At 55.6% G+C, this 17,852-nt stretch carries 16 protein-coding genes; 11 read left to right on the forward strand and 5 right to left on the reverse strand.

Features of this window, described 5'->3' with window-relative positions; translation table 11 throughout:
* The first annotated feature begins 170 nt into the window (after positions 1-170).
* The 11 genes from Poly51_RS17040 to Poly51_RS17090 all read left to right on the forward strand — a co-directional run bounded on the left by Poly51_RS17040 (position 171) and on the right by Poly51_RS17090 (position 14,313).
* Positions 171-1,658, forward strand: coding sequence for an efflux RND transporter periplasmic adaptor subunit (locus tag Poly51_RS17040; RefSeq protein WP_246114570.1), 1,488 nt, complete (start codon positions 171-173; stop codon positions 1,656-1,658).
* 11 nt (positions 1,659-1,669) lie between these two features.
* The gene (locus tag Poly51_RS17045; RefSeq protein WP_146458977.1) at positions 1,670-4,921 is read left to right on the forward strand and encodes an efflux RND transporter permease subunit; all 3,252 of its coding nucleotides are present in this window, start codon (positions 1,670-1,672) and stop codon (positions 4,919-4,921) included.
* Positions 4,922-4,962: 41 nt separating this feature from the next.
* Positions 4,963-5,625 (forward strand): hypothetical protein, encoded by a 663-nt coding sequence (locus Poly51_RS17050; protein WP_146458978.1) that lies wholly within the window; start codon positions 4,963-4,965, stop codon positions 5,623-5,625.
* A 39-nt stretch (positions 5,626-5,664) separates the two neighbouring features.
* Positions 5,665-6,198 carry a hypothetical protein gene (locus tag Poly51_RS17055; protein WP_146458979.1) on the forward strand — a complete coding sequence of 178 codons (534 nt, stop codon included), beginning with the start codon at positions 5,665-5,667 and terminating at the stop codon, positions 6,196-6,198.
* 110 nt (positions 6,199-6,308) lie between these two features.
* Positions 6,309-7,091, forward strand: a complete 783-nt coding sequence (locus Poly51_RS17060) for a hypothetical protein (RefSeq protein WP_146458980.1) — start codon at positions 6,309-6,311, stop codon at positions 7,089-7,091.
* Positions 7,092-7,146: 55 nt separating this feature from the next.
* Positions 7,147-8,376: an ABC transporter permease gene (locus Poly51_RS17065; protein WP_146458981.1), complete on the forward strand. Its 1,230-nt coding sequence runs from the start codon at positions 7,147-7,149 to the stop codon at positions 8,374-8,376.
* A gap of 69 nt (positions 8,377-8,445) precedes the next feature.
* Positions 8,446-9,129: an ABC transporter ATP-binding protein gene (locus Poly51_RS17070; RefSeq protein ID WP_146458982.1), complete on the forward strand. Its 684-nt coding sequence runs from the start codon at positions 8,446-8,448 to the stop codon at positions 9,127-9,129.
* A gap of 180 nt (positions 9,130-9,309) precedes the next feature.
* Positions 9,310-10,071, forward strand: a complete 762-nt coding sequence (locus Poly51_RS17075; RefSeq protein WP_146458983.1) for a methyltransferase family protein — start codon at positions 9,310-9,312, stop codon at positions 10,069-10,071.
* Positions 10,068-10,310 (forward strand): BON domain-containing protein, encoded by a 243-nt coding sequence (locus Poly51_RS17080; RefSeq protein WP_146458984.1) that lies wholly within the window; start codon positions 10,068-10,070, stop codon positions 10,308-10,310. Before Poly51_RS17075 ends, Poly51_RS17080 begins: the two co-directional genes overlap by 4 nt.
* A gap of 32 nt (positions 10,311-10,342) precedes the next feature.
* Entirely contained in the window at positions 10,343-11,815 is a 1,473-nt protein-coding gene (locus Poly51_RS17085; protein WP_146458985.1) for a trypsin-like peptidase domain-containing protein, read from the forward strand.
* A 23-nt stretch (positions 11,816-11,838) separates the two neighbouring features.
* A complete protein-coding gene (locus tag Poly51_RS17090) occupies positions 11,839-14,313 on the forward strand; it encodes a heavy metal translocating P-type ATPase (RefSeq protein WP_146458986.1) in 2,475 nt (824 codons plus the stop codon).
* 253 nt (positions 14,314-14,566) lie between these two features.
* On the opposite strand, the gene Poly51_RS17095 is transcribed toward Poly51_RS17090, so the two are convergent.
* The 5 genes from Poly51_RS17095 to Poly51_RS17115 all read right to left on the reverse strand — a co-directional run bounded on the left by Poly51_RS17095 (position 14,567) and on the right by Poly51_RS17115 (position 17,849).
* Entirely contained in the window at positions 14,567-14,926 is a 360-nt protein-coding gene (locus Poly51_RS17095; RefSeq protein WP_146458987.1) for a hypothetical protein, read from the reverse strand.
* Entirely contained in the window at positions 14,923-15,774 is an 852-nt protein-coding gene (locus Poly51_RS17100; protein WP_146458988.1) for a radical SAM protein, read from the reverse strand. The genes Poly51_RS17095 and Poly51_RS17100 overlap by 4 nt, the downstream gene beginning before the upstream one ends.
* Positions 15,774-16,265, reverse strand: coding sequence for a YiiX/YebB-like N1pC/P60 family cysteine hydrolase (locus Poly51_RS17105; RefSeq protein ID WP_222435878.1), 492 nt, complete (start codon positions 16,263-16,265; stop codon positions 15,774-15,776). Before Poly51_RS17105 ends, Poly51_RS17100 begins: the two co-directional genes overlap by 1 nt.
* 122 nt (positions 16,266-16,387) lie before the next feature.
* Complete coding sequence (locus Poly51_RS17110) at positions 16,388-17,101, reverse strand: glycosyltransferase family A protein (protein ID WP_146458990.1); 714 nt, start codon at positions 17,099-17,101, stop codon at positions 16,388-16,390.
* Positions 17,094-17,849 carry a glycosyltransferase family 2 protein gene (locus Poly51_RS17115; RefSeq protein WP_246114571.1) on the reverse strand — a complete coding sequence of 252 codons (756 nt, stop codon included), beginning with the start codon at positions 17,847-17,849 and terminating at the stop codon, positions 17,094-17,096. Before Poly51_RS17115 ends, Poly51_RS17110 begins: the two co-directional genes overlap by 8 nt.
* Positions 17,850-17,852: the final 3 nt, after the last annotated feature.

Genomic DNA, 17,852 nt, shown 5'->3' on the forward strand with positions numbered 1-17,852 from the left:
CTCGGGCATCAGCTCCAACACTTTTGGCGAGTTCCGCTAGCACTGATTTGTGCTGCTGGCATTCGCCGATCATCTGCCACGGACGCTTCTTCGCGTTGACCTTTCTCTGACCCACACACATTGAATCGTGGGTCGGTTTCTCCGGCAGTTGTTCCGTTGGTTTCGTTACCATGAAAATTCGTATGCCCAAAGTCCCCATGAAGTGGGTTTGGCTATTCGCCACGCTGGCCGTTGTGATCGTCGGTGGTCTGACTTGGAAGCATTGGTTCCCAGCCACCAATGCCTGGGTCAATCAAACCGCTGCTTCGTTCCGCAGTGGCGGCGGCGAAACACACGACAGCGAAACGGCTGCTGAACCAGATCCTCATGCTGGACACGATCACGCAGCGCATGCGGGTCACGACGAGGCGACTTCGTTGGAACTGTCAAAGCAGGCGATCCGCAACATCGGATTGTCCGACGAAACGATCCGCCCGATCAAGTTGGAAACCTTCCGTCGATCCATCACGGTTCCCGCCGTCGTCGTCGAACGGCCTGGTCGTTCACGAGTCCAAGTTGCCACGCCGATGACCGGCGTCGTCACGCATGTTCACGCGGTGCAAGGCGAAGCGGTCGAGCCAGGAAGTCTGCTATTTCAGATCCGCTTGACACACGAAGACCTTGTCAACGCACAAACCGATTTCCTTCGCACGCTCGGGGAACTCGATGTTGAACAACGCGAAGTCGCTCGCTTGCAACAGGTCACCAGTAGTGGTGCGATCGCCGGCAAGGTTTTGCTGGAACGACAGTACGCTCGCGACAAGCTGAACGCCAACTTGAGTGCCATGCGTGAATCGCTGCGGCTGCACGGATTGTCGGACAACCAAGTGGAACAAATCCAGCGTGAGCGACGGTTGCTTCGTGAGTTACAAGTCTTCGCACCGAACGTCGATAGCCACGGCGAAGATGAATTGAGATTGACCCAGCGAGTCATTCAAGCGGGTTATGTCAAAGACGAGCAACCCAAACACACTGGCCCATTGATCCTGCAAGACTTGGCTGTTCACAAAGGCCAGTCCATCAACGCGGGCGAAACACTTTGCATCTTAACCGACTACGACGAACTGTTCATCGAAGGGCTCGCATTCGAGCAAGACATTAAGCAGCTTCGGAAAGCGTCCCAGAATGGCTGGGCAGTTGACGCGATCTTGGAAGAACCAGGCTCCGAATCCCGTGTGATCGAGGGCTTGAAAATGGCGTATCTCGCCAATCAAGTTGATGCCAAGACGCGAACGCTGAATTTCTATGTTCGCCTTCCTAACGAAGTCGCCAAGGATCATCGCGCCGACGGCAATCGCTACGTCGAATGGCGTTACGTCCCCGGTCAACGGATGCAGTTGCGAGTACCAGTACAAGAAATGCCGGAACAAATCGTGGTGCCTGTCGAGGCAGTGGCAAGCGAAGGAGCGGAAACTTTCGTGTTCCAGCAGAACGGCAGTCACTTCGACCGCGTGCCGGTTCATGTGAAGTATCGCGATCAGTATTCCGCCGTGATCGACAACGACGGTTCGCTGTTCCCTGGTGACGTCATTGCCATGCGTGGCGCTCATCAAATGCAAATGGCTCTCAAAAACAAGTCTGGCGGTGGAGTTGATCCACACGCAGGCCACAACCACTAAGGAGCCACATCATGCTTAATTCAATCATTCGTTTTGCGTTGAAGCAACGCATGCTTGTCATCGCCGTTGCCCTGTTCCTGGTGGGATTCGGGACTTGGCAGGCGATGCAGGCTCCGATCGACGTCTTCCCCGACCTGAACCGGCCTCGCGTAGTCATCATGACCGAGGCACCGGGGTTGGCACCGGAGGAAGTCGAGACACTGATTACGTTTCCGATTGAAACGGCGGTCAATGGCGCGAATGGCGTTCAAGCCGTCCGCAGTTCGTCGGGCGTTGGTATCTCGGTCGTCTATGTCGAGTTCGATTGGAACACGGACATTTACAACGACCGTCAAATCGTTGCCGAGCGGTTGCAACTCGTTCAAGAACGGATGCCGAAAGGCGTAAAGCCAACGCTCGCACCGATCTCTTCCATCATGGGTCAAATCCTGATGTTGGGAATGTGGAGCGACGACGGTGCAACCGAACCGCTTGAACTGCGAACGCTCGGTGATTGGGTCGTGCGGCAGCGATTGCTGACAATCCCTGGCGTTTCGCAAGTCTTCACGATGGGCGGCGGACGCAAGCAGTTTCAAGTGTTGGTCGACCCCGATGCGATGTTGCGATTCGGAATTGCGTTACACGAGGTTAAGCAAGCCGTTCAGAACAGCAATGACAACGCCACGGGCGGCTACTTGGATGAACAAGGCCCGAACGAATTGCTAGTTCGTGGTCTGGGCCGTGTTCAGAGCATTGAAGACCTGCAAAAGGTCGTCGTCACGATGAAGGAAGGCCGCCCCATTTCGCTGGGCCAGATCGCTCGCGTCGTCGAAGGTGCGCAAGTCAAACGCGGCGACAGTTCAGCCTGGGTACGCGATGAGGACAGAAATTACAGCGGTGGCCCTGCGGTCATTCTTACGATCAACAAGCAACCGGGAGCCGACACGCGGCGAGTGACCGACGATGTGATGGCGGCAATTGATGAGTTGCGGCCTTCTTTGCCGGGTGACCTACGCATCGAACCGCTCTACACACAAAAGTCATTCATCGACCGTGCCATTGAAAACGTTGCCGAGGCACTTCGTGACGGCGGCATCTTAGTCGTCATTATTTTGTTCCTGTTCCTGATGAACGTCCGCACGACATTCATCACGCTGACCGCGATTCCGTTGTCGCTGGTAATGACCGCGATCGTGTTTTCAATCTTCGATTTGTCGATCAACACGATGACGCTGGGTGGTTTGGCCGTTGCGATCGGTGAACTGGTCGACGACGCGATCGTCGATGTGGAAAACATCTATCGCCGATTGAAGGAAAATCGGGCCAGCGATAACCCCAAGCATCCCTTGCTGGTCGTATTCCGTGCCAGTATCGAGATTCGCAATTCAATCGTATTCGGCACGATGATCGTGATCCTCGTATTTCTACCGCTGTTCGCGCTCTCGGGCATGGAAGGACGTTTGTTTGCTCCGCTGGGTGTCGCCTACATCGTTTCGATACTTTCGTCGTTACTTGTGTCGCTGACCGTCACACCCGTGCTGTCCTATTGGTTGCTCGGTAGCCAAAAGCTTAAGGGGCACGAGAAAGACGGATTCGTCCTGCGAGGCATCAAATGGGTTGGCGACAAAGTCATCCGCTTCAGCCTGACGGTTCCGCGATTCAATCTAGCCGTCACAGCGGTACTAGTCGTTTTGTCCGGAATGTTCCTGATGAGTCTCGAACGCGACTTCCTGCCGCCATTTAATGAAGGTGCGGTTCAACTAAACGTCGTGTTGCCGCCGGGCACTTCACTGGCTACTTCCAACGACATTTCTAGCCGCGTCGAAACTCGATTGCGAGAGATTGAAGACATCGAAGGATTCATTCGACGTACCGGCCGCGCCGAGTTAGACGAACACGCCGAGGGCGTGAATATGAGCGAGTTCATCCTGGAACTCGATCCCAAATCGCCGCGATCCCGCGAAGAACAGCTCGAAGAAATTCGCGAGGCGATGGCCGACATTCCCGGCATCGTCACTGCGGTCGAGCAACCAATCGCTCACTTGATCTCGCACATGATCTCCGGTGTGAAGGCTCAAATTGGAATCAAAATCTATGGCGACGATCTCGATCTGTTGCGTCGCAAAGCGGGCGAGATGGAAGCGGTAATGAAGACGGTGTCCGGAACGAAGGATGTGCTGGTCGAACCCCAAGTCATCATTCCGCAATTACGGATCGAACTCGACCGCGACAAGCTATTGCTTTACGGACTCAGTGCCGTCGAAGTCAACGAGTTCATCCAAACGGCCCTCAACGGACAAGTCGTTTCCGAAATCTTGATCGGCCAACGCACGTTCGATTTGATGCTGCGTCTCGATGAAGATTACCGCGAGAACCTGCAAACTCTAAAGCGGCTGACGATTGACCTCGCCGACGGTGGGAAAGTGCCGTTGGAATCGGTCGCGAACATCTACCAATCAGGCGGCCCAAACACAATTAACCGCGAAGATGTTCGTCGCCGAATTGTGTTGCAGTGCAACGTCTCCGAGCGAGGCGTGGTTGACGTGGTGGAAGACATTCAAAAGAAATTCCAACCCATTGTCCAGTCGTTGCCGCCGGGATACTTCGTTCAGTACAGCGGACAATTTGAAAGCCAGCAATCGGCATCGCGAGTCATCGGCATCCTGTTCGCCGTCTCGCTAGTGGGCGTGTTCCTGGTTCTGTACACGATGTTCCGCAGCGTCAACCTCTCGCTGCAAGTGATGATGGCCCTGCCAATGGCGTTCATCGGTTCGGTGATCGCGTTGGTCGTCACTGGCCAAACGCTGACCGTTGCCGCAATGGTCGGCTTCATCTCGCTTGCCGGAATCGCATCGCGAAACGGAATCTTGCTGATCAACCACTATTTGCACTTGGTCCAGCACGAAGGCGAAGACTGGACAAAAGAAATGATCGTTCGGGCGGGTCTGGAACGACTCGCTCCCGTGCTGATGACGGCTCTGACCTCCGGCATCGGCTTGGTCCCATTGGTCATGGCGGCTGGCGAACCAGGTAAGGAAATCCTCTATCCAGTCGCGACCGTGATTCTCGGCGGACTGATTAGTTCGACGCTACTCGACTTCTTCGTTCACCCGGCGTTGTTCTGGCTGATCGGACTGAAATCGGCTGAACGAGTTGTCAACGAATCGAAGACCGACATTCCTTTGTTTGAAGAGTCCGAAGACGAGGAATCTCACCTACCACTCAACCACTCTCGGTCAAGGACGACAGAGACTTCCCAACCCCTTTCCGAACCCGCAACCTAAGACAGGAAGCGAACGGATCATTTTCCAAAAAGGAAAGTTTTATGTTGAAACGAATATCAAGACTGCTGTGCTTCGTCGCACTCGCATCGGTTGGCAGTATTGCCAGTGCCGAAGAGTCGATCGCATTCTGCTTGCCCGAGTGGAAAGAGATGCACTTCGACGATTCAGCCAAGGCGCAACAGCACCTTGCTGCCGTACAGAAACTGGGCTGTGAAGCCAAGATCGACAACCACGGTGGGCACACCGATGTCGTTTACCGATCGCCAAAATGGAAGAGCATGGAAGTCGCTACCGACGAACTCGCTCACCAATGGGAATCGTGGCTCAAGAAAGCAGGATTCGAGACCTTGCACGGTCACGCGGCGGATCACGGTGGCGACGATCATGCTGGGCATGAAGGTCGCGACCATGCGGCACACGATCACGCCGGACACAGTCACGCGGCAGGCCAAGTCGAAGAGGTCAACTACCGCATCACCGACTGGAAAACGATACACATTGAAAACCAAGAACAGCTCGCGGAACTTACCGCGATGTTGAAAGGACTCGGATGCGAGCTGAAAAGCTCACAGCATTCCGGCCACGCCGACTTGAGTTTCCGCTGTCCGCAATGGAAACACATCGAAGTCGGTTCGCACCAAGTTGCCACAACTTGGGAACAGTGGCTCGCAAAAACGGGCTTCGAGGCGAAACACGTTCACTAGAAACTCTCAGATCAACCAACTCCCTCCAGGAAAAATCCAATGAAACGCTCTACAAAACTCTTCACGCTCGCACTCGTCTCCATGACCTTCGGCCTCGTCGGCTGCAAAGACGGGGGAACTAACACCGGAACGACCATCGAAACATCGGCACCTCCGGCAACCGTTGACGATCACGCAGAACACGCACATCCCAGCGAAGGACCGCATCACGGCGGATTGATCGAATTAGGCAACGAGGAATACCACGCCGAACTCGTTCACGACGAAGACACTGGTTCGGTGACGATCTATGTACTCAACGCAGCCGCGACTGAGCAAATCCCGATCGAATCGACCGAGATCACGATCAATGTCAAACATGACGGCAAGCCGGAACAATTCAAACTGGCCGCTTCGCCTGATGCAAGCGACCCGCAAGGCAAGTCGTCACGCTTCGTTTCGACAGATGCGGAACTCGGCGAGCACTTAGATGAAGAAGGAGCCGACCCAAAACTCGTCCTAACGATCAACGGCAAATCGTTCCGAGGAACGATCGCACACGACCATGACCACGAAGGTCACGACCACGAATGATTTACGAATGATGATCGTAGATTGGAGATTGAAATCCAACTCTCCAATCTGCTTTCGTCGATCTGCGACCCTCAAATTTTCGATCTCCAATTACCAAGGGAATGACAACGATGAAACGGATTTTCAATCAAACGACAATCGCACTGACGATGACACTGGTAACCGCTTGCTTCGCGATGGCTCAAACCGCAAGCGCGGCGAGTCCTGCCGAGCAAGCGATTCGTGCGGCCGAAGCCAACAACCAGTTTTCCTTCGTGATGTTCTATCGCGGCAACGACGCGGCGACAAAAGCGATGCACGGCACGCTGCAATCAGCACTGTCCAATCGACAAGACGCCGTGGTAGTTCCCGTGCAAATTGGTGACGTTTCCGAGCAAACGCTGGTTAAGCAATTCGACGCAACCCGGATGCCGATGCCAGCAATCGCCACGCTCGCTCCCAACGGTGCGGTGTGCAGTGTTTTTCCACGGAGGGTGACGGAGCAGCAAATTGCCGCTGCGATCGTTTCGACTGGTCAGACTCAAATCCTAAAGGCGTTGCAAGACCGCAAGCTTGTGTTGCTATGCGCTCAACCCACCGCCGGTACCCCGGTTCCTGCGGGAGTTCAGCAGTTTCAAGCGGATCAGCTTTACAGCAATCGAACCGAAGTCGTCACCGTGTTGGCGAACGATCCGGCCGAGGCTGAGTTCTTGACCAAGATCGGAGTGAAGCCAGGCCAACTGACACCCGTTGTCGCATTCATGGCACCTCCAGGCGTCATGGTCGGCACCTTCAACGCAAACGTCAGTTTCGATGTGTTGGCCGAGAAGTTAGCCGCCGCTGGCAAATGCTGCGACGACGAAAACTGCAAGCACCACAAATCGGCCCAGGCTTCGCAACCAGCACGACGCTAGTGCTCCTGGTCGGCAACCTTCACTCCACAACCTTCAATTCAGCGGAACGGAATCTATGAAACTTCGACACTTAATATGGAAAGAACTTTGGCAGCGACCAACACCGATGTTGACCAGCCTGTTGGCCGTCACGCTTGGCGTCACAGCGCTTGTTGCGATTCAGAACATTACCGTGTTCTCAGAACGCAAGATCGCTGGTGACATGGAGTCGCTCGGTGCAAATGTCTTGGTGTTGCCGCCGAGCGTAACTCTGCAAGACTATTATGGTGCCGACATGCACGGGCACACGATGCCCGAGGAATACGTCACCCGACTCGCGCTCGCTCGATTGCCAGGCGTTGAAAATCTGGCTCCCAAGTTGTGCGTCGAAGCGGAAGTCGACACGATTCCCGTCACGCTGACCGGTATCCTGCCACGCAGTGAATTTCAAGCCAAGGCCGCTTGGCAGGGTCTCGGAATGTTGGGCAATGCCGTCGGCAGCGATCGCGGTTGTTGTGCCACCGCCGCTGACACCGGCGAAGGCGATAACGATCCGAACTCGCTGGCCACCACACGCACCATCGCCGAATTAGGCGATCGCGATGTGATCCTCGGACGCGATCTCGCCAGCCAACTTGGTGCGAAAACTGGCGATACGTTGCCGCTACTCGGTGAAGATTTTACTGTCCTCACGGTGCTGCCTTCGACCGGAACGATCGACGACGGACGCATGTTCGCTCACTTGCACAGCGTCCAAGACTTGTCGGGTGCGGGGCCAGTGGTGAACGTCATCGAAATCATGGCGTGCTGTGAAGACGCCGCTGGCGGTTTAATCACGAACCTGTCCGCCGAACTTCCCGAAACGCGAATCGTCACGATCGCACAAGTTGTTCAAACACAAATTGCCGTCAACGGATTGATGTCGCGTTTGTCTTGGGTCTTTCTGTCGATCCTGCTGTTGGTCGGTGGAGCGAGCATCGCCAGCGTGATGTATGCCAACGTGACCGAACGACGCAAAGAAATCGGAACGCTGATGGCAATCGGTGCCAGTCGCAACTTTGTAACACAAATGTTCCTTGGCAAAGCCGCGATCTTGGGACTCGCCGGTGGTGCAGCGGGCTTTATCGTCGGCACCATCGTCGCGGCAGTACTGGGACCGCAGTTGCTGGGCATTCATGTACGCCCGATGCCGATACTGCTGGGCGTGGGAATGGCCACGGCAACGATCGTCGCGGTCCTCGCCAGCCTACTGCCCGCCCGCCGAGCCGCTGGTCTCGATCCGTGCCTTGTTTTCAACGACGCCTGATCGCTGCGTCGCGTAATCGAAAGATCGTACTTCCAATATCAAAAAACACATTTCAAATCGAACCAAGATATGTATCAACTCAGTTCCGTTACCCAGACCTACGAACGTCGAGGCCAGATCGTCACGGCGCTCGACAACGCCGACCTCACGATTCCCGACAACGACTTCATTGCGATCGTTGGCCCCAGCGGCAGTGGCAAAACCACGCTGCTGTCCGTCCTCGGTGGAATGCTCGCACCGTCAACCGGCAACGTAATGCTCGATGGCGAATCGTTATATGACTTATCCGTGGAAGAACGCACGGCGCTGCGGGGCCGCAAGATTGGCTTCGTCTTCCAGTCGTTCAACTTGATCTCCTGGCTGACCGCTCGCGAAAACGTGCAAATCCCACTGATGTTGTCTGGCAAAACGGCCAAGCAACAAGAAGATCGTGCGATGGAGATGCTCGACCGCGTCGGCTTGTCCGATCGAACCGATCACCGTCCGTCGGAAATGAGCCAAGGACAGCAACAACGAGTCGCGTTGGCGAGGACGCTCGCCAACGATCCGCAAATCATCCTGGCCGATGAACCGACCGGAAACCTCGATTCAGAAACCCGCCAGCAGGTGATGAATTACCTGAATGAATTTCACCAAGACGGGCGAACGATCGTCATGGTCACCCACGACGCCGACACCGCCGCGTTTGCGCACCGCACCATTCGCTTAGTCGCCGGAGTCACGAATGAAATCGCAATGGCGCGGGCAGCGTAAGCAAAAGATGGGGAGTACGAGAGATGGTCTTCTTGTCTCCCTCTCTGCTTGTCTCCTAACTCCCAACTTGAAAACTGGCGGCTGCCATTCAGCCGTCAGCTAGGTTCCCGGACCGCGTCACTCACCAGCCGACGCACCGGGAACCGTTTTTCGTCTCCCAATCTGAATACAGAATTTCCTATGGCACTCGTTGAAGAATTTGAACGCACGGGATCCTGGCTGTTCCGCTGGCGCAGTTATCTGCCCTTCGTGTTCTTACCGTTGATCGTGACCGCCGTGCTTCGATATCCCGTGATTGAATCGCATCCCAATTTGCATTTCGTCTGGAGCATCGTCAGTCTAGGTGTTTCGCTAGTCGGACTAGCGGTTCGGTGTCACGCGGTTGGGCATGCCGCTGACGGAACGTCGGGGCGCAACACGAAAACGCAAGTTGCCGAAACACTCAACACCTCTGGCTTCTACTCCGTCGTCCGGCATCCACTGTACCTCGGCAACTTCTTGATTGCCCTGGGCATCGTGTTGCACTCCGCTGCCCCCTGGTTGGTCGCGGTCTTCCTGATGGCATTCACGTTGTACTACGAACGCATCATGTTCACCGAGGAAGCGTTCTTGCGAGAAAAGTTCGGCGGTGTGTTCACAGATTGGTCTAATCGCACCCCCGCATTCTTGCCAAGACTAAGACAATGGAAGTCGGCGGAACTCCCTTTGGACATTCCCAAAGTCATTCGAGCCGAATCCGCTGCTGTCGCGGTCATCGCTTTGACTTTCCCGGCACTAGAATTAGCGCTGCACGAAGCTCAGCAAGGCAACGTCGCCATCGAGAAATCGTGGTACATCCTGCTCGGCAGCGGCATTCTTCTCTACATCATCGCCCGGGTTATGAAACGGCAACTTCGACGATGGCTCAAATACGAGCGAATCTTGTACGAGGCCGCAAAGTGAACTCACACAACTCCAGGCATCCTCCTGCGAATCCCGAACCGCTCAACGTTAGAGTCGAACGCATCATCAAGCGATTCGGCTTTGATGGAGTGCATGTTTCCAGCGATCAGCCCTGGCACGTAACTCTCACTGGTACTGTCGATGAAGTCAACGATCGTGCGTTAGTTGTCGCGATCGCTCGAACCACTCCGGGCGTCACCGTGGTCCGCAGTGATATCGCCTTTTCTAAACAGAACTAAACGGATTCACCTCTCGAACGGAATCACCTCCCATGAAGTTTGATTGCAGAACCTTTGTTTGCTACTTGTTTACGTTCGTGATCGCGACGACATCCATTGCGGCGGAACCTGTTTCGATCGAATCTAAGGCGGACGCCGTATTGGCAAACGATCTGTCGAAGCTTGTTCGCAATGTTGCGGATCGGGTCTCACCCGGAATCGTGACTGTCTACGCCTTGCGTGGGCCAAGGATGACACTTCCCATGCGATTACGTGAACAGACGAATCACAGTCATCAACCTACGATATCAAATTTTCGGCATACCACATCGACGCTCGAATCTCCCGACGACCAGGGATCAGGCGTCATTATCGACCGTGAAGGCTGGGTGCTCACTTGCAGCCATGTTGTTGAAAATGCCAACGCAGTATTTGTGCGAACGGCGGACGGGCGAAAGCTCCATGCCAGCGAAGTCGTTTGCGATCCAGTATCTGACTTGGCGATAATCAAACTCAAGGACGCAGCCGATCTGCAAGAAGTCAAGTTCGCGGACTCCGATAGCCTGAGTGTTGGCGATTGGGTCATATCGCTTGCTTCTCCCTACGATCTTCAACGTTCTGTCAGTGCAGGCATCATCAGTTCGACGCAGCGATGGGTTCCGAGTTCACCCTATCCGTTGATTCAGAACGACGCCTGCACCAATCCCGGCAGTTCCGGCGGAGCGTTACTGAATCTGCACGGCGAAGTCGTCGGAATCATTGAAGGAGCCATCACGATGACTGGCGAATTTCAAGGCATCGGTTTGGCAACACCGATCAGCGTTGCCAAAGACGTCGCAGACCAACTTCGCATGAACGGCTACGTCGAGCGATGCCGTTTCGGTTTTGAAACCCAACCGCTGACTCCCGACATGGCTAAACTGTTGGAGCCATCGCTTCAGGCCGGGCTGTATGTGAAAGACGTCATGCCGAGATCGCCAGCCAGCCTTGCGGGTTTGTGTGAGGGTGATGTGATTACCGAGTTTGACGGCAAAACGGTCACGCAATCATTTGCCCCGGACTCAATCAACGCGAACGTGGCGACTGGCAAATCACACGTGATGAAAGTGCTTCGCGATCATGAGGTCATTGATTTAGAGATTTCGCTGAAACACACTTCGCACACTAGCGCAACACCGGCGATGCCCCAGTCGCCGCCGACGGATTCATTCGAGCACTACGACTCGCCCAACCGCCTGGGACTTTCGACGCTAAAACCGTCGATGATTCGCGAGCTTGACCTTCCACCAGGTTCCCATGGCCCGTTGATTACACATGTTTCTTACGATAGTGAAGCGTATCGTGAAGGCATTGCGGCTGGCATGGTAGTTGCTCGTATCAACGATCAGCGAATCGAAAATCTAAGCCAGTACGCAGAGGTCACCAAGGATCTGGAACCTGGAAAGCCGTCGCTTTTTCTATTGCAATCCAATCAAGGCACGCATCTGGTGATGCTGGAAGCGAATAAGCGAAACGGCGACGAATAACTCCAAGTGAGATCGACACACGCATGAAAAAAGAAAAAATCGAACTCAACCTGCTTCTACCTACCGTCAACGATGCGGACGATTCGTGCATCAGACGTCTGGCGGAGTTGCTGCAAAACAAAGCAGGAATCGACGCGGCACACTTGCTCAAACCGAGTGATGAAAGCCCTGGCCAAGTCTGCGTTCACTACGACCCGAATGTGGTGTCGACGGGCGAGGTTCGCGATTTGGCACGACGCGCCGGTGCTGAATTGGACAAGCAATATGGTCATTGGTTGTCGAAGTCGCCCGCCATCCATGCTCGCCGCGCATCGGCGATCGAGTCTCGCTTGAACCGCATCGACGGAGTTCTCGAAGCGGTGATATCGCCCGACGGAACCGTGCGAGTCGAATACGATCGAAAGCTGACAAGCGAGTCCGCAATCGCGGACGCATTTCACCAATGGCAGACTTCGACAACAGTCGACGCTCACGCGGGTCACGACCATGATGGGCAAACTCATGAAGACGATGACGACCATACCGGACACGACCATGCCCACGGAGGCATCTTCGGGTCGAAGTCGGAACTGATCTTCGCGATCCTCTGTGGTGCGTTCTTGTTGGTCGGCTGGCTGATTGAAACGTTTGCCGAACTCAACCAGTGGATTCCGGTCGGTTGCTTCATCGCCGCTTACCTCTTCGGCGGATACTACACCGTCAACGAAGCGATCGAAAAGATTCGTGCGGGCAAGTTCGAGATCGACTTCCTGATGATCGTGGCTGCCGCCGGTGCCGCGTCGCTGGGTGCGTGGGCCGAAGGTTCGTTGCTACTGTTCCTGTTCAGCATCGGTCACGCATTGGAAGGCTACGCGATGGGGCGAGCCAAACGAGCCATCGAAGCGTTATCCGAACTCGCCCCTAAAACCGCACGTGTTCGACGCGATGGAAATGAATCAGAAATTCCCGTCGAAGACTTGGTCGTTGGCGACACCGTCATCATCAAACCCGACGAACGAGTCCCAGCCGACGGTTTCGTGATCGCGGGTGAGTCCAGCGTTAACCAAGCACCAATCACGGGCGAAAGCGTGCCTGTCGACAAACAGCCTGTTCGCGATATTGAAGCCGCAGCGGCTGAATCCGAATCACTTCCGCCGGAACATCGAGCCTTTGCCGGCACGATCAATCAATCGGGATCGTTAGAAATCTGGGTCACGAAGATCGCATCGGAGAACACGCTGGCTCGCGTCGTGACAATGGTCAGCGAAGCGGAAACGCGGGTTTCGCCAACGCAAAAGTTCACGAAAAAGTTCGAGCGATACTTTGTTCCGTCGGTCATCACCGGCGTCGTGCTCTTGATGTTCTCACCGCTGGTTATCGACGAAACCTTCAGTGATTCGTTCTACCGAGCAATGGCGGTGCTGGTTGCCGCCAGCCCTTGTGCACTTGCGATCGCGACACCTAGTGCGGTGCTCAGCGGCGTCGCGCGAGCCGCTCGCGGCGGCATCCTTATCAAAGGAGGCGGGCCATTGGAAAGCCTCGGCAGTCTCGATTCGATCGCGTTCGACAAAACTGGCACGCTCACCGAAGGCGAACCAAAAGTCACCGATGTTCGCACGGCGGATGGCGTTGAAGAATCGGAACTGTTGCGGTCCGCAATCGCAGTGGAAGACCTCAGCAAACACCCGCTTGCCAAGGCAGTCGTCCGCGATGGGAAGAAGCGATTGGGTGATGGGCAGTCTGGGAGTGGGGGAGAGATTCCAGAGGCAACAGATCTCAAAAGCATCACGGGACGCGGCATCCGGGCGACGGTCGAAGGGGACGTCGTGCATATTGGCAAAGACGACTTGTTCGCCGAAGTCGACGGTCCGCCGCTACCAGACAGCGTTCGCGAGATCGTCGAATCACTAGAACAAAATGGTCGCACCACAATGATTGTCCGCCGTGCCGATCGCTACCTCGGCGTCATCGGATTGATGGATACGCCGCGAGAAGCCTCAAAGCGAACCATCTCGCGGCTTCGCGAACTCGGCATCAAGCGAATGATCATGATCTCAGGCGACAACCAAATGGTCGCCGACGCGGTCGCAAAAGAAGTCGGCCTCGACGAAGCAAGAGGCGACTTGATGCCCGACGACAAAGTCAACGCGATCAAAAAGCTGCAAACCGAAGGTGGCGTCGCAATGGTTGGCGACGGTGTCAACGACGCTCCTGCAATGGCATCCGCGTCGGTAGGGATTGCGATGGGAGCCGCCGGAAGCGATGTTGCCCTCGAAACCGCCGACGTCGCTCTGATGGCCGACAACCTCGACCACCTCCCACTCGCGATTGGCCTCAGCCGCGCAACACGACGAATCATTCGACAAAACCTCTGGATGAGTCTCGGCATGGTCGCCTTCCTCGTCCCCGCCACGATCCTCGGACTGAACATCGGCCCCGCCGTCGCCCTCCACGAAGGCAGCACCCTCGTCGTCGTTTTTAACGCCCTGCGTCTACTCGGTTACAAACCAAAAGCTTAAGAGGACACGGACTAGGTCGACGACGATGACCCCGTCCTGCCTTACCTATCACAATCACCAGAAGAATGCGATCTGCGATGGCAAGCTAAACGCAACCCTTCAGTCTCAGAACGAAAAAACGCTGACGCCCCAATGTGGGACGCCAGCGTTTTGTTTTGCCGCCGCTTAGTGTTGCCAAGTCATATTCTTCGTCGTCTTCGTAGGACGGTGGCCAGTCAACAAGAATGCCGGGGTGCCTGGGCCGGTCGTCGCCTCAGTCGCTGGGATGGACGACGTGGTAGTCGGGCATGCCGGGGTAGGCTTCGCCGGGGTGACCGGGCGGCAGGTTGTCTGGGGCCGAGAAGCCGGGCGGGACGTGATAGGGATGGTCGGGCGGTAGTCGAGGCCAGACGTGTATGGGCGGGTAGGATTCGACTACGTTGGGCTCCTCGGGCTCGGGTGGCCATGGGAAGTCTTCGGGCCACCAAGGCGGACGAGGACCGAAGCTGTCGCTCGAACCATCGTCATCGGTGGAACTGCCTTCAGGCAGGTACGGAGGCTCGCTTCCGGGCGGGTCGAAAGGCGGAACAAACGGGAACGGTGGCATGTCGGGCTCGATGGAACCATAAGTCATAGCAATGTACTTCGTTGCAGGGGGTTGGGATGAACGAACTTGGTGCGGTGAGATGGGCAGAGTCCGCACTGCGGTACGGCCTTGGTTTCGATGAAGGTGCGAAGCTCATCGTCGGTGGCATCGGCAGCGATCGCTTTGTAGTCGCGAAAGAGTTGCCACTGGGGCAAGTTGTTCAACTTCAGCTTCGACTCGAGTTGGGCGAAGTAGGCCAAGGCAGGGCACTTGAACAAGAATCCGTTCTCGCCGAGCTGGGTGCAGGTCTTTTGAAGACAGACACGGTAGGCTGCGTTGGGATTGGAATCGAACGGCATCGGCTTACCGTTCTCGATATTGTGCTGCCGCATCCAACCGCGATGGGATTGGCGGATCTTGATTTGGATGCCAGGGTGATCCTCGCGCCATCGCCAAACAAGATGTTTGACTTCGCGGAATCGTTTGACGTAGTCATCGTGCGTACCGTGCTGGCTGACTTCGAGTCGGCAACCGGTTTCCACCAGAACCGCCGGCAGGTCAGGAAATCGATGCAAAAAGAAGCCGTTGGTGACTAGCATCAAATCGCTGCCGGTCCAGTGATCTGCCGCGAGATGAATGTGCTGGATCACGTTTGGGTTCAACAGTGGTTCGCCGCCAAGGAGGGCAAAGCGTTTGGGACGTAAACGTTGCGACCATCGTGAGTAGTCTGCATCGGCTTGCTCGACGGTCGGCATTGAGCCGGCCAGCTTGAGATTCGAATAGTGGCTGCATTGTTGGCACGAGAGGTTGCAACTGTGTGCGAGGTGATATTCCAACGCGGGCAGTTCAATCATCGCTTGATCGCCTGTAATGTCAGGAGTGTTTGGCGAACTCATTAGTGAATCGGCGATCCGCGTAGAAGACGATCCGGGGTGTGCCAGGATTTCGACGGAAGTTGAATGCCAGCCGACGAGAGTGCTCCATGAGCGAACTGGCTGCAGTAAATGCGTCCATCGGGGCGAGAGTTAGGATTGAAGAACTGCTTCAATCCGTAACGCAGTCCAACGTTTCGCCGAACATAGTCGCGTATTCCTTGCACTTGTGTGGGTGTGAGTGGTTCGCTTGGAGGAACGTAACGCACCGTCCAAGGCTTGCCGGCCGCGTAGCGATCGAGTGGTGTGCATTTGGCTCGCGGAAAGGTCGACTCGCAAACCTTGCCATCAATCACGATCGCTGTGTGCGTGTAGTGCGTTCCGGTCACGCGAGAAAGGAAGTTGCCGAAACGTCCTTTCAAGCGGGACATCACTAACGTGCCATCGGGGTAGGTTTGGCCTGAGCACTCGGCGCAGACAAAGACCAAGAACATCAATACTGTGAGGCATCGCATGAACGCGTGCATGTGAGAACTCCATTTCGTGTCAGCGAGATTTACCAGAGACGCCGTGACTGAATGAATCAGTGATTGGCTGGGTGGTCGGCTCTATGGATGGTTAGAAATGAATGACAGCGTCAGCGCCACATGACTCGGTCGAGTCCATGCTTCCGAATGGCTGTTGTCAAGAACTCGGGTCTTCGCCGCTGGTAGCCGGGTGGGTCGATGTGTTCGTGCCTAAAGGAATGAGACACATCGCAGGCGACGTTGACGCCGGCGAGCTTGCATCGCCAGAAGAAGTCCCAGTGCTCTTCGACTTTGAGCGATTCGTCCCAGCGGATCGCTTGGAGGATGTCTCGATAGGCCACGAAGCAATTTCCGACGTAGTGACACCATCGCATGGAGCCGCGTCGCTTGTAGTGCCCATGCGGAATCCGCAGCGTCCGACCATCAGACTTCATCAGCTTTGGACGTTCTTGAAGATTTGATAGACCGGCCAAGAGATCCAGGTCATGGTGACGGTTCAACTTGACAGCCAATTCCGGCAGACGCGTTTGGTTGGTAACCAAGTGATCGTCGTCAGCAAAGACCACCATCGGGGTGTCACCAGCGTCGAGCAACCGGTTGCGACCGGCCGACAAGCCAATGTCGTACTCGGTTTCAATAAGTCGATCGACCATTGCCGCCTCGTCGGGACAACTCGACGAGAATCGCAACTCCGGTTTTCCATCGTCGAGCACGTGGATTGCCGGTCGTTCTTCGCCGTAGAGTTGGTAAATGCTGCGGACGAGCGCGGCACAACACTGCGGGCGATGAATCGTCTTGATGCAAAAAGTGATTTGTTCACGCACGGACGATTTGACCTCCTGGATAACGCATCGAATGGAAACCGTGCTTGCGAAGCCCTATCGCACGGAACTTCGATCTTCCCCGCAGGTTGCCGTAGCCAGTGCCGGCCACGTGTGCATGGACGACTGAACAATCCGTCGCGACCGCGATTTGCAGATTGGCAAGGTGACTCGCCCGGTAGAAGAACTCCCAGTGCTCGTAAGTTTTCAGGGCTTCGTCCCAACGGAGCGTCGCGATCTTTTCTTTGCGAGCGAGAAACGCGTTGCTGACCATGTCGCACCAAGCAACGGTGCCGACACGTTTCTTCTCGCCCCGATGCATCCAGATGCGTTTGCCGTTCATCAGCGGCGAAAGCATCGTGGGTCGACCGCCTCCACCTTGTCGGACGGCAAGGATGTCGAGTTCGTGCTTCGTGAAGTACTCGCAAACGCGGTCGATGTGAAAGTCCGGCGTGACAACATGGTCGTCGTCCAGCAGAAAAATGAACTCGGTCTGCGCCGCGTCGATCGCCGCGTTACGTCCTACTCCAACGCCCACATCGTGCTGATCAAGGTTGATGACCGTGCAAAGCTCAGCGGTTTCTGGATATTTCTCACTGAATCGAAGCTCGGGCCGACCGTCGTCGACAACAACAATCCTTGGATCGGCGATGTGCTCGCGCAGCGATTTGACCAGGCGATGGCAGGACCAAGGTCGGTGAATCGTCTTGATGCAGAATGTAATGTCTGCTGTTGAGATGCTATTCACCATGAT

It is taken from the genome of Rubripirellula tenax (assembly GCF_007860125.1).
Taxonomy (GTDB): Bacteria; Planctomycetota; Planctomycetia; order Pirellulales; family Pirellulaceae; genus Rubripirellula; species Rubripirellula tenax.

Coding starts and splice junctions, on each gene's coding strand:
- Poly51_RS17040 (WP_246114570.1), top strand. CDS start 171: ATGAAAATTCGTATGCCCAAAGTCCCCATGAAGTGGGTTTGGCTATTC.
- Poly51_RS17115 (WP_246114571.1), bottom strand. CDS start 17,849: ATGGTGAATAGCATCTCAACAGCAGACATTACATTCTGCATCAAGACG.
- Poly51_RS17105 (WP_222435878.1), bottom strand. CDS start 16,265: ATGCGATGCCTCACAGTATTGATGTTCTTGGTCTTTGTCTGCGCCGAG.
- Poly51_RS17100 (WP_146458988.1), bottom strand. CDS start 15,774: ATGAGTTCGCCAAACACTCCTGACATTACAGGCGATCAAGCGATGATT.
- Poly51_RS17065 (WP_146458981.1), top strand. CDS start 7,147: ATGAAACTTCGACACTTAATATGGAAAGAACTTTGGCAGCGACCAACA.
- Poly51_RS17075 (WP_146458983.1), top strand. CDS start 9,310: ATGGCACTCGTTGAAGAATTTGAACGCACGGGATCCTGGCTGTTCCGC.
- Poly51_RS17060 (WP_146458980.1), top strand. CDS start 6,309: ATGAAACGGATTTTCAATCAAACGACAATCGCACTGACGATGACACTG.
- Poly51_RS17045 (WP_146458977.1), top strand. CDS start 1,670: ATGCTTAATTCAATCATTCGTTTTGCGTTGAAGCAACGCATGCTTGTC.
- Poly51_RS17095 (WP_146458987.1), bottom strand. CDS start 14,926: ATGACTTATGGTTCCATCGAGCCCGACATGCCACCGTTCCCGTTTGTT.
- Poly51_RS17085 (WP_146458985.1), top strand. CDS start 10,343: ATGAAGTTTGATTGCAGAACCTTTGTTTGCTACTTGTTTACGTTCGTG.
- Poly51_RS17050 (WP_146458978.1), top strand. CDS start 4,963: ATGTTGAAACGAATATCAAGACTGCTGTGCTTCGTCGCACTCGCATCG.
- Poly51_RS17055 (WP_146458979.1), top strand. CDS start 5,665: ATGAAACGCTCTACAAAACTCTTCACGCTCGCACTCGTCTCCATGACC.
- Poly51_RS17090 (WP_146458986.1), top strand. CDS start 11,839: ATGAAAAAAGAAAAAATCGAACTCAACCTGCTTCTACCTACCGTCAAC.
- Poly51_RS17070 (WP_146458982.1), top strand. CDS start 8,446: ATGTATCAACTCAGTTCCGTTACCCAGACCTACGAACGTCGAGGCCAG.